12 protein-coding genes and 1 pseudogene are annotated in these 12,120 nt (G+C 54.7%); 11 read left to right on the forward strand and 2 right to left on the reverse strand.

Annotation, left to right across the window (positions count from 1 at the left end; genetic code table 11):
• Nucleotides 1-103: 103 nt before the first annotated feature.
• Nucleotides 104-427 (forward strand): annotated as a pseudogene (locus CHB75_RS20695) (hypothetical protein); the annotation flags it as partial.
• Here the strand turns inward: CHB75_RS20695 and CHB75_RS20700 are convergent.
• Nucleotides 399-1,268: a LysR family transcriptional regulator gene (locus CHB75_RS20700; RefSeq protein ID WP_176439237.1), complete on the reverse strand. Its 870-nt coding sequence runs from the start codon at nucleotides 1,266-1,268 to the stop codon at nucleotides 399-401. The pseudogene CHB75_RS20695 and the gene CHB75_RS20700 sit on opposite strands and share 29 nt — an antisense overlap.
• 224 nt (nucleotides 1,269-1,492) lie before the next feature.
• On the opposite strand from CHB75_RS20700, the gene CHB75_RS20705 reads away from it, so the two are divergent.
• Genes CHB75_RS20705 through CHB75_RS20750 form a run of 10 tightly spaced genes read left to right on the forward strand, consistent with a single transcriptional unit; the run spans nucleotide 1,493 to nucleotide 11,668 of the window.
• Nucleotides 1,493-2,029 carry an NUDIX hydrolase gene (locus CHB75_RS20705; protein ID WP_089274023.1) on the forward strand — a complete coding sequence of 179 codons (537 nt, stop codon included), beginning with the start codon at nucleotides 1,493-1,495 and terminating at the stop codon, nucleotides 2,027-2,029.
• Complete coding sequence (locus CHB75_RS20710; protein ID WP_089274025.1) at nucleotides 2,026-3,021, forward strand: Gfo/Idh/MocA family protein; 996 nt, start codon at nucleotides 2,026-2,028, stop codon at nucleotides 3,019-3,021. The genes CHB75_RS20705 and CHB75_RS20710 overlap by 4 nt, the downstream gene beginning before the upstream one ends.
• On the forward strand, nucleotides 3,018-4,175 hold the full coding sequence (locus tag CHB75_RS20715; RefSeq protein WP_089274027.1) for a DegT/DnrJ/EryC1/StrS family aminotransferase: 1,158 nt from the start codon (nucleotides 3,018-3,020) through the stop codon (nucleotides 4,173-4,175). Before CHB75_RS20710 ends, CHB75_RS20715 begins: the two co-directional genes overlap by 4 nt.
• Entirely contained in the window at nucleotides 4,172-5,998 is a 1,827-nt protein-coding gene (locus tag CHB75_RS20720) for a DegT/DnrJ/EryC1/StrS family aminotransferase (RefSeq protein WP_089274029.1), read from the forward strand. Before CHB75_RS20715 ends, CHB75_RS20720 begins: the two co-directional genes overlap by 4 nt.
• The gene (locus tag CHB75_RS20725; RefSeq protein ID WP_141135165.1) at nucleotides 5,995-7,398 is read left to right on the forward strand and encodes an FAD-dependent oxidoreductase; all 1,404 of its coding nucleotides are present in this window, start codon (nucleotides 5,995-5,997) and stop codon (nucleotides 7,396-7,398) included. The genes CHB75_RS20720 and CHB75_RS20725 overlap by 4 nt, the downstream gene beginning before the upstream one ends.
• Nucleotides 7,391-8,047, forward strand: coding sequence for an HAD family hydrolase (locus CHB75_RS20730; RefSeq protein WP_089274033.1), 657 nt, complete (start codon nucleotides 7,391-7,393; stop codon nucleotides 8,045-8,047). The genes CHB75_RS20725 and CHB75_RS20730 overlap by 8 nt, the downstream gene beginning before the upstream one ends.
• Nucleotides 8,044-9,378, forward strand: a complete 1,335-nt coding sequence (locus tag CHB75_RS20735) for an MFS transporter (RefSeq protein WP_089274035.1) — start codon at nucleotides 8,044-8,046, stop codon at nucleotides 9,376-9,378. The genes CHB75_RS20730 and CHB75_RS20735 overlap by 4 nt, the downstream gene beginning before the upstream one ends.
• Nucleotides 9,368-10,246 (forward strand): phosphoribosylaminoimidazolesuccinocarboxamide synthase, encoded by an 879-nt coding sequence (locus CHB75_RS20740; protein WP_089274037.1) that lies wholly within the window; start codon nucleotides 9,368-9,370, stop codon nucleotides 10,244-10,246. The genes CHB75_RS20735 and CHB75_RS20740 overlap by 11 nt, the downstream gene beginning before the upstream one ends.
• A gap of 13 nt (nucleotides 10,247-10,259) precedes the next feature.
• The gene (locus tag CHB75_RS20745; protein WP_089274039.1) at nucleotides 10,260-11,051 is read left to right on the forward strand and encodes an HAD hydrolase family protein; all 792 of its coding nucleotides are present in this window, start codon (nucleotides 10,260-10,262) and stop codon (nucleotides 11,049-11,051) included.
• A complete protein-coding gene (locus tag CHB75_RS20750) occupies nucleotides 11,048-11,668 on the forward strand; it encodes a nucleoside 2-deoxyribosyltransferase (protein WP_089274041.1) in 621 nt (206 codons plus the stop codon). Before CHB75_RS20745 ends, CHB75_RS20750 begins: the two co-directional genes overlap by 4 nt.
• 294 nt (nucleotides 11,669-11,962) lie before the next feature.
• Here CHB75_RS20750 and CHB75_RS20755 read toward each other — a convergent pair.
• A partial coding sequence (locus tag CHB75_RS20755) for a transposase domain-containing protein (RefSeq protein WP_141135057.1) occupies nucleotides 11,963-12,120 on the reverse strand: 158 nt, incomplete at its 5' end.

Here is a 12,120-nt window from a genome sequence, read left to right on the forward strand (position 1 = left end):
TGTACATCACGATCCATAAGACACCTCCTGCTATGCAGGGCGCATCTCAGACAGTCGGCAGCTTCAAACAATGAGGGCGATGGCGCGGCGCTTACGCAAGACCAGAAACGAGGCGGTCAACGCATCGCGATACCTCGGCCGAGCGCTCTGGCAACGATTAAGCGGATACCACCGTCGGAGCCGCGTCGAAACCAAGGTGCCCTGTGTGAAACTGCTGGGGCAAAGCCTCATGGCGCGGGACTTCGACCGCCAGGTCGCGGAAATCCAGGTCCGCATCGCCGTCCTCAACCGTTGTTACACCGCTCTTGGCATACCCGTCACAGAGGCCGTGATAAGTCTGTCCGGGGAAAGGGAAAGCCCGCCCAGCAACCGATTTGTGCAACAAAGCCATTTCATACTCAAATGGCTTTTCCTGTCATTTCGTTGAAATACGCCTCCACGTGGGCAGCGAGATTCAATACTATGGTACGATTTTCATGGGGCCGGATTATTAGGTTAACCTGAAACTGCGGCAAGTTTGGTAGTCTCGATTCTTTGATTTCAAAAAGCCCTGCAGGCAGCATTTTCGACAAGAAGGGCGCAACGACCATACCGGCGGCCAACATCGCAAGAACTGATCCTAACCCATCTGGCTGGTTGATTTGCCGCCAGCGCAGCCCCGCTTCATTCAGCGCGTCAATTGCGACTTGGCTGAATCGATCGTGGCTGTCACCTAAAGAGACCGGCAACGGGTCCACCTCTAGCGCGCGTGCGCCCTGCGCCCCTACCCAGACGAGGCTATCTACCATCATTACTTCGCCAAGAGTTGTATCCATCGGCTCTGTCGCTAGCAACAGATCGATCTTTCCCTTAGCCATGTCGTCTAGAAGTTCATTAGTTGACATACTCAACAGCTGGATGAACACGTTTGGATTTTCAGCGCAAAATTTCTTTACTATCGGCGGCGACACACGTTCTACAATGTCATGCGGTACGCCAAATCGGATTTCAACAACCTCGCGCGCCTTCATGACATCCGTCACTATTCTATCATTCAATGCCAACAATTTCCGGGCGTTAGCATAAAGCTGCTCGCCCTCGGTAGAAAGCTTAACCTTGTTTGAGCTGCGCTGCAGTAAACACACGCCGAGTTGATCTTCCAGTCGGCTGATCTGTTGACTTGCTGCTGATTGCGATACATTCACTTGCGCCGCGGCGCGGGTGATCTGGCCTAATTCCGCTACAGCGACGAAGGTTCGCAATAATGATATGTTCAAATTTTTACTCAAACATTTCTCCTTATAGTTCTCTGGGGGACTCTCATGGCGCTCGTAAAATGGCATTAATTCTGCTGATGCACAGCAACAGAATTATTAACTTTTAAGATAGCAAGCAGGTGTGCAAACTACCCTAAATTGCACTCCGCAGTGGTATGATTAATGGGGAATCGTCCGTTATGTTACTAAATAATTGTAGTGCGTTAGTAACAGATGACATCATTAATCAGCAGTCAATGAAAAGCATCAGTATTCCTTATGCAGGGCTGTACAGCCCCACGAATGAACGTGACCGGGTCAATGCCGTAAGCTTGCTCAACCTGATTCAGAACCACGAAGATGCGTTCTGTCGGAGTCGCATTCAGGGGCATGTCACCGCATCAGCTTTTGTCGTTAATCCGGCGCATAGCCACGTCATTCTGACAAACCATGCCAAACTTGATTGCTGGCTCCAACTGGGCGGGCATTGTGACGGAGAACGTGACCCCTTAGCCGTTGCTCAACGCGAAGCACGCGAAGAGTCAGGGCTGACCGACATCCGAGTCGCTCGACCTGAGATCTTTGATATCGATATTCACCAAATTCCCGAGCACCATGATACGCCCGCCCACCAGCATTATGACATCCGGTATTTACTGGTTGCGGAAATGTCCGAGCCACTCCGGCCATCTGTTGAATCGCACGATCTCGCTTGGGTACCGCTATCCCGCCTCGCCTATTATACGGACAAGCCTTCGGTCCTTGTCCTCAGCCATAAACTGGAGACACTATGAAACTGGGGTTTGTTGGATTTGGAGCACAGGCACAGGAAAACCTAGTACCGTGTTGCCTAACACTTGCGGGTGTTGAAGTCTTGGGAATCTGTGATCAGAATCCAGCCCGCCGCCAAGACGCGCTAAAGATGCTACCCTCCGCCCGTGTATTTTCGGATGCGGCAACCATGATGGATTCCTGTGACTTGGATGCTGTTGTCGTAGCTTGCTATCCGAGTGGACATTACGAGATCGCCTGCCAGGCGCTGGACCGTAGACTGCCAGTTTTCGTCGAGAAGCCTCCAGCGCCTTCGATCGGCCATCTGGACAAAATGATCGAAAGCGCAAGGCACAGCGGTGTCACCACCGGAGTAGGGATGAACTTTCGCTATGCCAGTGTCACAAAGAGACTTAAGGCACTATGTGAGGAACAAGTTAACTCGGTCACTCTTAGACATTTTTGCAGCAAGCCAACGACACCTTTTTGGGATCACACCTGCCTGCTGAAATCATTCCTCTATTCTCAATCAATCCACAGTCTCGATTTTCTTATCAACCTATGTGGGACTGTGCGGCAGGTGACCACAGTCGGGGAGAATATCGGCGAGCGTATCGTTCTAACAATTGTTCTGACTTTCCAGAATGGGGTGACTGCGTCGCTGGTAACATCCAACACCTGCCCGCACTTCGTTTTTGACTTCGACGTAATAGCAATGGGAAGTCGGCTTATTAGCTCATCGGCACTTTGGTCTATAACTGTCTCCGAAGTGGGTAAGGCCTACCATCTTGACGAAGCAAAGCGCTGGTCAGACTCTTGGGAACATAGCCCTCTTGCCTCCGGTTTCGAACGCAGCGGTTATGCGGGCCAGATGAATGAATTCATCTGTGCAGTGCGCGAACAGCGCGAGTCTGAGATTTCGTTCGCTTCGGTCCGTCCAGTCTACAATTGCATGGCGATCATTGAGGAACAGATGGCTCAACCAGTTCAGGCCCTGTCTCGGATCGCGTCATGACCCAGCATCCTCCAGTTCCCGCATTTCAAAACCTTCACATCTCCTTTGATGAGATGGACCTGCAGAGCGTGATTGCGGCCTTTGACGGGCCGGGTTTTTCCGGGAAAGCACCCGTTGTCGAACGTTACGAGGAAGTGATCGCTGCGTATTTCGGTGTCACGCATGCTTTGGCTGCTTGTAATGGAACTGTAGCGATTGAATTGGCGCTTCGCGGGTTGGGCCTCGGCCCTGGGCACCATATTGGCCTGCCACCCACAGCCCCAATTATGTCCATATTACCCATCCTTGCCGTTGGGGCCATACCCGTGTTCTACGATGTGGAGGTTGATAGTTTTGCCCCGAAATTGGATGATCTTCGTACGCTCATTACAACATCAGGACTGGATGCTGTCCTGACGGTGCCTATGTGGGGTTATCCTTGGGATGTTGCGCCGCTTGCGCAGTTCTGCCGAGAGATGGGTCTGCTTTTGATAGAAGATTGTGCCCACTCATTCGGCACCAGCATGGATGGGCGTAAGTTTGGCACATTCGGCGATGCCAGCACCTTTTCGACCCATGAGCGCAAGTTGGTCAGCACTGGTGAGGGCGGCTTCTGCCTGACGCCACATTCCGAAGTATATGCTCGTATGCGACAGTGGCAACACCATGGTGCAACGCGTGATGCCCAGGGGGGAGAACGGCTGGGGCATGCGCGCGGCGGCAACGCCAAGCTGGCACCAATCTGCGCCGCATTGGGGATATCACAGTTCGCGAAGCTGGATGCCAAGATCGCCGCGCGGCAGGAGCGAGTGTCAAATCTGCGCGTCCTGCTGTCCCACATCCCCGTGTTAACTGAGATGTGCCGATATGAGGGGGCAGAAGTCAACGGATATGCCACAGTCTGGTGGCATCATGGCGTTAATACGCGCGCATTGACAAAACAGTTAGCGGATCGTGGTGTCCAGTCAGATACGACGCGCTATAATTACAAGCCATTGTATCGAGAACCAGCGTTCCGAGCATTTGCCCGCCCATGTCCCAATGCTGAGCACTTGATCGCATCCATTCTAACCCTGCCATGCCACGAGGGACTAACCCACGAAGACCTTGATACTATCGCCAATATTGCCGCTGAAGTTTTTTTGAACGTGTCATCACATGAAGCTGCAGAATGACCTCGGTCGTCGACGATAGGACAACGCCGGATGTAGGCCGTACGGGTGTGACCAAAAACCTTGCGCGGGATCTAGCGGCGGTAATGGCGGCCACGCGGATCAGTCATGATGACGGGTTGTCTTGGGTCGAGCACTTTGAACGGTCATTGGTGGCCGCGACCGGGGCTGCTGACGCGGTCGTCGTTTCTACTGACGCCGCAATGCTAACGGTGCTATTGGGTGCTTTCGGCGCACAGCGTGGCGATAGCATCGTAAACGCCCTACCGAAACTGCCAAGCTGGATCGCAGGAGCTGCAACACTAGCCGGTGTTAAGTATATAGACGTTGGCCAAGCGTCTCTGAGTCCATCTGACAACGCCCAAAGGGCTTATGTCTTCCAGCTGAATCCACCCGGTCATTCTTCCAATGTCACCTTACCTAACGTGGTTTTGGCCACTGATCTTGATCGGTGCGATTGGGCGCGCGCACTCCGCCGTGCACAGATACTGATGGTCCCCCTAACACAAGGGCAACCGATCTCTACAGGTGAAGGCGGTGCGCTTTTGTTCAATGACCCGAGGCTCGCAGAGCGCGCCCGCACTTTTGCCCAGTTCGGACGGCTCGACGGCATCACACCTGGCGTGAATCATAAGCTCTCTGCAGTGCAAGCTGCGTTAGGACAAGCGCGACTGGATGGGGCGTTATCGCAGCGCGACGCGCAAGCCGTACCACCCATCATGACCCGGTCCCAGCATGGCTGCATTCCAGATCGCTTCGATCCTACCACTCCGGCTGACGCCCCCATGCTTGAGCGTGCTTTGACACGGGATCTGTCCGGGCAAGGCGAGACTGTGTCGCAGTACGAAGCGGCCCTCGCACATTGGTTCGATGCAGACTATGCCATCGCTGTCTCGTCCGGCTATGCCGCCGTCCTAACCGCGCTCTTAGCGTTGGACTTGAGACCAGGAGACGAGGTGCTTCTGACGCCTAGTTGCCCGCTTTGCACCGTCTACGCCCTTACCGCAATAGGTGTAATCCCGGTGTTTTGTGATACAACTCCAGACGGTTTCTCGATCGATCTTGATGCTGCGCGTCGGGCGGTAGGACCACACACCCGCGCTGTGATTGAGGTCCCGATGTGGGGTTATCCCGTACCTGCTGAAGCGGTCGCAGCGTTTACCAAAGCGCATGGCCTGAGATTCGTTCTTGACCTTGCTTTGGGTCATGGCATTGAGCTGAACGGACGACATATATGGCGTAATGCCGATCTCGCTACCTTCTCGACCCATGCGAGCAAGGTCATGGTTACAGGCGAGGGTGGCTTTGTTCTTGCATCGGATCCCGCTTTGGCCAACCGATTGCAACAAGTGCGCAGCAAGACTGTGGAACCGTTGATCGGATACAGCGCGAATTTCAACTTGTCAGGGCTCCAAGCGGCACTTGGCCTTGCACGGTTACCACTTCTCCAGGGGCACCTCCAGAAACGCCGTGCCGTCATGGCGCAAATTTCTATGGGGTTGAACCACACAGATCTCGAACCCTTTTCGGTAATATCGGGCGGTATACCAAGCGGTGTCAAAATGCTCGTTCGTCATCGGCATGGCGCTGGTAAGGCACTAAATGCGCACCTCGCGGCATGCGGCGTACCCAGTGACATACTGACCTACAACTGCCGTCCCTTGTATGAGTTCCCTATCCTTGCTGGCCGCAGAACCGACTGTCCAAATGCCGCTCGATTGTTAGCATCTGTCGCCACGTTGCCAGTGCATCCCGACATCACACAAGCACATATCGCACAGATGATCGACGCGCTGAACACCATGCCACGAAAGCAAGCTGCATGAGACCATCTTATTCCCCAGCGCCCCGCGCCGTCGTCATCGGCGGTAGCATTGCTGGTCTTCTGACAGCCCGCGTACTTTCAGAACGCTATGCGCAAGTCCTCGTGCTGGATCGCGATCATCTGCCAGACAGAGCGGTGCCGCGCCAATGCGTGCCGCAAGAACATCACGTTCACCTGCTATTGCAGCGCGGACAAGATATTATGGAACGGTTGTTTCCCGGCTTGTTGCATGACTTGGAAAAGCAAGGAGCCTTGGTCGTAGACCTTACGCAAGACGTGAAATGCCATCAGGCCGGAGCATGGAAACGCCGGTGGCCCTCCGGGATTACGGCCCGTTACTGTACCCGCACGCTATTAGAACATCAATTGCGGAAGCGTGTCCAAGATCTGCCCAATGTGGTATTGGCCGACAGGACAGAAGCCCAGCCATTGTTTAAGGATGGGTGTGTGACCGGTGTCCGCTTACATTCTGTCGGGTGCCCAGTGACAGGTGAAGCCGAGAAGACAGAAGATAGGATCGAGTCTGCCGTTCTCGTTGTCGATGCCACCGGACGCGGATCCGATATATCTTCCCAACTAGAACAGGCGGGACTGGGGCAAGTCCCAGTAGAACAAATTGTAACCCGCCTAGGCTACGTCTCCGCCACATTCGCGCGGCCGGATAGGGGGGCTAGTGCGGCATCAAAGGATGGCTCGGACGATTGGAAAGTACTTCTTTATCTACCGCGCCTGCCAGCTCAAAAGCGCATGGCTGTCATCAGTCCGATTGAGGGCGAACGTTGGATGGTGACCGCCGGTGCGTGGTTCGGCCAAGAACCCGATCCAACCCATGAGGGCCTACTGGCCTATCTGAGCTCTCTATCTGTTCCCGATCTGCATAACGCTTTGCTCCAGGCCACCCCGCTGTCAGCCCCTCGCCGATATCGGATGCCTGGCGGTCAACGGCGGCACTTTGATCAGCTTCGTGACTGGCCGAAGGGATTCCTCGCAATTGGCGACTGCGTTTGCAGCATCAACCCTCTTTACAGCCAGGGCATGAGCGCCACAGCATTGCAAGTCGAGGCCATGGCAGCGATTATTGCGAAAGGCTGCGATACAGCACGGATACAGCGACGGATCTGTGAGGCCGTGAGCCTGCCGTGGCAGCAGGCAGCGGCGGTAGAGGAGCAGTTTGAAGGCATAGGTTTGCCTCCTGGTCTGCGGATAAACCTTCATCGAGCATACTTTGAGCAGCTCGCGAACCGAGCGCGTCATGATCGAGTTCTTGCTATGGCAGTATTACGCGTAAATAATTTGATCGCTGATCCTGCAACGTTGATGGCCCCCGCGATCGCTGCACGGGTCTTTGCGCCAACCCTATTACGCAGAGTCTGGATGGCGCGGGAGCATCCACATGTATGATCCTTTTGACTATTCACACGTGGTGTTTGACTGGAACGGCACCATCATCGACGACGTGGCGTTGGCTGTAGCATCTGTGAATGCTGTACGCGTCGATCTGGGTTTTGAAGAAATTTCGTTGCCCACGTATCGCAACAAATTTCGCTTTCCGATCCGCGCTTTTTACGCGGACCTTGGCTTTGATTTCGCCGTGAATGAGTTTGAGGTTCTGGTGCTGTCGTATCTCCACCACTTCGATGCCCGGGTGCTGGAATGCGGCTTGTGCCCTGGCGTACAATCACTGATCACCGGTTTGCATGCCAATGGAACGCGGATCGCAGTGTTATCCGCGTCGCAGCAAGACACGCTTCACCGCACCGCAAGGTGCAACGGCATAGAAGGTCAAATCGACATCCTGTTCGGTCTCGAAGACGGAGCTGCAAGTGGCAAGCTGATGCGTGCCCGTGACCTTGACCGTCAATTCATCCAATCGCCGGGCGACCGGGTGTTAATGATTGGCGATACCGATCACGACGCTGAGGTGGCGCAAGACCGGGGGTGGGATTTTCTGGCGGTCAGTACAGGACACCAGAACGCCGATCATTTACGGCGGCTGAATGTACCGGTCTGTGAAACTCTGATGGATGTGCTGTCGCAGGACATATCATGATGACATCGCGCCAGAGGGCCACCCGGCCAGTTCGTGCTGCAGACCCCTCGTTTTCGGCAGAACAGGCCGTCACAGGATCTTGGGTCACGGTGCTGCTACTTTGGACGGCAGGCATTTCTGCTGCGATGCAATTCGCCAAAATGTCCATCGGTTTCGATGCCTTTCAATCCGAACTATCAACCGGTTCTAGCGTGGTCAGCGAGTTACTGGCTGCTTGTGGTATATTCGGGTTGATATTCGGGGTTGCTGGTGCCTCAATCACTGCGCGAATGGGGCTGCGGAAAATGCTGCTTGGTTCTTTGGTATTGGCGTCGATGCTGTCGCTGATTCAGGCCGTATCGCCCCCTATATCGATATTCTACATTACCCGACTGCTCGAGGGCGCAACGAACTTGTTCATCGTCGTGGCGGCCCCCGCGCTAATCGTGCGCTACGCCCCGGCAAGACGTATATCATCGGCACTTGCGCTCTGGGGCACGTTCTATGGGGTGGCCTTTGGGGTTGCCGGAAGTACCGGTCCGACGTTGATTGCGGCAGGTGGAACGCCAGTCATGCTGGCCACACATGCCGCGCTGACTATTGTGGTCGCCTTGCTCCTTTGGACGCGGCCAATTTCTGACCCTGACCCTGACCATGCCGGATCAACCGACACGAGCGATGATCCGGCAAGCGTCCGCCTCTTGCGTCTTGTGCGCCGTATGCTGGCAGACAATTTCCGGGCAATCCGTCACAGGTCGACACTGTTGCCAGGCCTGATCTTTCTGTTCCATTCATCGATCTACCTTGGGCTACTAATTTTTGTGCCGCTCATGGCACCAACACCGCAGGTGCAGCAGCTACTCCATGTGGGGATGCCGCTTATCAGCATTTTGACAACGCTCGCTATGGGCCCTCTGGCGAATGGAGTACTATCGTCCAGCGCGGTATTATCTGTCGGCTTCCCCTCACTCGTTGTACTGTCGTTGGCCCTGACGCAAGCCGACATAGACCCGATATATGCACTGACCGGACTGTCTTTGATGGCGATCTCAGGCCTTATGCAGGGCAGCATCTTTATTCTACCGCCTCTGCTGGCACGCAAGCATGGCGATGACGCACTGGCTTTCGGCTTAATCGCCCAACTTGGCAGCCTTGGCAGCATAATAGGACCGGTCGCATTTGAAATCGTCACACGCAGCCCCGCGTCGGGCACCTTGGGAATTGGAACTTCTAGCAACGTCGCCGGCTTTGCCATGCTGCTCACTGTGTTTGCAGGGGGTGGCCTACTGGTGACATGGCGTGGCCTCCGTCCCATCCGATCACTTTCGAAAGGAGTAGACTATGAACATTAAATCTCACCCTCTGCTGCCCGATTGGAACGAGATACGCAGGTCATGGGAGGATCTGCCTTTGCTGACGCGTGGCGAGTCGAAGGAAATTCGCATTGTGGACGACGCGCATGTGATCGTGCGAATGATCCCTAGCCTTTATTCTTTTACGCAAAACCGTTCCGCGGTGATCGAAGGCACCGACACGGCGCGGTTGAACTCGTTTCGTATCTTGTCTGATGTGCTCGCCGATGCAGGTCTGCGCATGGCAACCCTCGCATTCGGCTCAGACTACTACATCACCCGCCGTCTCCGCGACAACAGTGTAGATCATGTGCCACCAATTGAAGTTATCGTAAAGTCGCGGCATGTGGGCACTCCGAAACATGGTCTTTATAAAATCTCTGATCACCGGACACGTGACGGCGGACGGATCGAGCCAGAACGCGCCCATGTGCCCTATGTCCGCTTCGACTACACCAATCCGCTGAAGGACGATAAAGGTTGCCGTCTACGGGATGAATGCCTGCCGACAGGACTCGCTGACCGCTATATTGACACCGCCAGCGCGGAGAAAACTGCAATGTCTGCTTTCTGTGCATTATATGCTTTTCTTAGCCGCCATGGCATCCGTCTGGATGATATTTGTCTGAAGATTGATCATACTGGCAGCATTATCTTTGGGGAAGTCTCACCAGATTGTATGCGTGCCGTATGGGTTGGGGAGGCTCAGGATTTCTTTGGTGCATCGGGTGAAGACTGTAGCAAGGACACTTTCCGCGCTGGATCGCAGCCCGAAGAGGTACGGCATACCTATGAGCGGTTCAACCGTGTCTTGTCGACACCAGTGCGTTCAACGGTATCACCGTTTGATTGCTTGAGCGCAGCCTGAAAGGAGTGCGGTGATGCCTGTTCTTGCTCTTGATTTGGATGGAACGATTTGCTTCGGGGGGGGAGCGGTCGCACCGCAAATCCTCGCAGTGCTCAAAATGTTACCCCAGGACATCAGAGTAATTATAGCTTCGGCGCGGCACCCGATAAACGTCGCACAGGCGGTACCTCCGGAATTGCTAAAGAGTTGGGATGTCGTTGGAGCCAATGGCGCGCTGGCCCTGCAACGCGGCACCCTCGTTTACCAGTCGCGTTTAGATCCAGATGCAGCGTCACGGGTGTTAAAGGCGCTCGACGCGATGAATTGTGCCTACCTAGCCTATGGGGTTGATTTCGTCTTGCCCGGCCGCCATCCCCACGCGATGCACCGGGTGATCCGTCACGATATAGGGCGCCATCTTAGGCTGGGTGATGCACATGATGTCCCTGCGCTGATCAAGATCCTTGTCTTGCCGCAACCCAAGGATAAATCGCCAGTGCAAGTGTGCATGAGTGAACCTGTATTCTGTGTGATGAGCCATGCCGATGGCACCTTCGATGTCATGGCGAAAGGTACAGATAAAACTGGAGGTATTGTCGCGCTAGGACACACGCTACCTCTGGATGCAGCGTTCGGTAATGATGCCAATGACGTTCAGATGCTTAGAATGGCTCGCCATTCTGTCGCGGTCGGTGATCACCCCTCCATTTGCCTTCTGGCAGATCAAATCGTGCCCCCTGGTCACGATCACCAAAAGCGCATTGCCTCTGTTCTGCAAACTGTGCTGCATCGCATCGTTGATCAGCATGTTGGGGTGCAGGCATGAGATCTATCTACCTTGCGGGTCCCGATGTCTTTTATCCAGACGGCGCACAGCGCCTTGCAGCTAAAGCGGACATGGTGCGTGCGGCAGGATATCTGCCAATTCATGCTGGGGTCATGGCCTACCCCGAATGCGACAATCGTTTCGCTACGGGGTGCGCAATCAGTGCAGTGAACGAATTATGCTTGCGTGGTGCCGACATCTTGATGGCCAACCTAACGCCCTTACGTGGTGTCGGGGCAGATACGGGCACTGTTTTCGAATTGGCCTTCATGGCTGCGCTTAACCGCCCTATCTTTGGCTATACAGAGGACTCCAGGCCACACCTGCAGCGTATCCGCGATCACTACCAAGCCGATGCAATGTCAGACGCAGACGGTGTCTTGCGCAGTCCCGACGGATTGATGGTTGAGCATCACGACATGACCGATAACTTGATGATCGATGGCGCAGTGTCGCACCGGTTAGGCCGTATTCTGCGCCCGCAGTTCCCCGACGAAAGTCCAGTAGACGTCTTTAGCCGTTGCCTCGAAATTGTGATCCAGAAGGACGACATGGTGCAGCGGAGGTTGGGAAAGTCTTACGACACGATTCCGCTCCCTCCCGCAAACTGCCCCTGAAACACCGGTTTGTAGCATCTAGGGGTAGATTCCGGCTGAGTACAGAATGGGGTTGAATGCCGGAGGGGGCAGAATCCTACGCTGGCAACTTCTAGCTGATCCGTTAAAGTTGCAATTGGTATCATTGTTGATGATGGAGCTTTCATTCCAGCAGAGAATGCGGAACTGGCATAATTTGGGTCAGTTTTTTTTCTGGTCCCTAGGTGTTTGATCGCATGGTTTGATGGTGTGATCCTTTCTCAGGCCTGGAAGGAGGGTAAGCGGCAGTCCATCACCCATGGCACTGTGGTTTTACTACTTGCCGAAGTTCCATGGCATGAGAGTGTCGATGTCAGTCTGCATGTGCTGATCGAGGATCTTTCGGAGTGTGGCGGCGACATAGGCTTCGGGGTTTACGGCGTTCAGGCGACATGTGCCTATCAGCGAGGCGACACGCGCCCATGTCGCGGCGC

This window comes from Puniceibacterium sediminis (assembly GCF_900188035.1).
Lineage (GTDB): Bacteria > Pseudomonadota > Alphaproteobacteria > Rhodobacterales > Rhodobacteraceae > Puniceibacterium > Puniceibacterium sediminis.

Excerpts from the sequence above, each read along its gene's own strand:
- CHB75_RS20705 (WP_089274023.1), top strand. The coding sequence starts at position 1,493 with ATGAAAAGCATCAGTATTCCTTATGCAGGGCTGTACAGCCCCACGAAT.
- CHB75_RS20710 (WP_089274025.1), top strand. The coding sequence starts at position 2,026 with ATGAAACTGGGGTTTGTTGGATTTGGAGCACAGGCACAGGAAAACCTA.
- CHB75_RS20715 (WP_089274027.1), top strand. The coding sequence starts at position 3,018 with ATGACCCAGCATCCTCCAGTTCCCGCATTTCAAAACCTTCACATCTCC.
- CHB75_RS20720 (WP_089274029.1), top strand. The coding sequence starts at position 4,172 with ATGACCTCGGTCGTCGACGATAGGACAACGCCGGATGTAGGCCGTACG.
- CHB75_RS20725 (WP_141135165.1), top strand. The coding sequence starts at position 5,995 with ATGAGACCATCTTATTCCCCAGCGCCCCGCGCCGTCGTCATCGGCGGT.
- CHB75_RS20730 (WP_089274033.1), top strand. The coding sequence starts at position 7,391 with ATGTATGATCCTTTTGACTATTCACACGTGGTGTTTGACTGGAACGGC.
- CHB75_RS20735 (WP_089274035.1), top strand. The coding sequence starts at position 8,044 with ATGATGACATCGCGCCAGAGGGCCACCCGGCCAGTTCGTGCTGCAGAC.
- CHB75_RS20740 (WP_089274037.1), top strand. The coding sequence starts at position 9,368 with ATGAACATTAAATCTCACCCTCTGCTGCCCGATTGGAACGAGATACGC.
- CHB75_RS20745 (WP_089274039.1), top strand. The coding sequence starts at position 10,260 with ATGCCTGTTCTTGCTCTTGATTTGGATGGAACGATTTGCTTCGGGGGG.
- CHB75_RS20750 (WP_089274041.1), top strand. The coding sequence starts at position 11,048 with ATGAGATCTATCTACCTTGCGGGTCCCGATGTCTTTTATCCAGACGGC.